Origin of the sequence: Actinomadura sp. KC06 (assembly GCF_004348735.1) — a bacterium.
Lineage (GTDB): Bacteria > Actinomycetota > Actinomycetes > Streptosporangiales > Streptosporangiaceae > Spirillospora.
In genome coordinates this window covers 1-503 of the sequence record NZ_SMKT01000416.1, presented here as the reverse complement: position 1 = coordinate 503, position 503 = coordinate 1, and the positions used below count along the sequence as shown (strand labels likewise).

The 503-nt window shown below is 65.8% G+C and carries 1 protein-coding gene; it reads right to left on the bottom strand.

The window, feature by feature from the left end:
* Positions 1-52: 52 nt before the first annotated feature.
* Positions 53-361 (bottom strand): type II toxin-antitoxin system VapB family antitoxin, encoded by a 309-nt coding sequence (locus tag E1287_RS43415; RefSeq protein WP_131972028.1) that lies wholly within the window; start codon positions 359-361, stop codon positions 53-55.
* Positions 362-503 lie beyond the last annotated feature (142 nt).

Here is a 503-nt window from a genome sequence, read left to right as displayed (position 1 = left end):
CCGCCCGCCCCACCCGGAGGTCGGCGCACGCGAGCCGGCGCGGGCCCGCTGATCAGCTCAGGTCGACGGCGTCCAGATCCAGGACGCGGGCGTGCAGGACGAGCCGCTGGTGCAGCGCCGCCCGCAGTGCCCGGTGCAGGCCGTCCTCCAGGTAGAGCTCGCCCTGCCATTGGACTACATGCGGAAACAGGTCTCCGTAGAACGTGGAGTCCTTTGAGAGGAGCGACTGCAGGTCCATCTCGCGCTTCGTGCTCACAAGCTGATCGAGGCGGACCTGGCGAGGCGGGATCTTGGCCCAGTCCCGGGACGAGAACCCGTGCTCCGGATAGGGCCGTCCTTCACCCACCGCCTTGAAGATCACCCTCCGAGTCTACGGCGTCCCCATGACCCGGAGAAGGCGACTCAACAACATGAGTCACCCCACTTACCGCCCCCGGTAAACGGTTACCTCGCAGTTCAACGCCTTCGTGAGAAATTACCCCCAACCGCCCACCTCATTTACC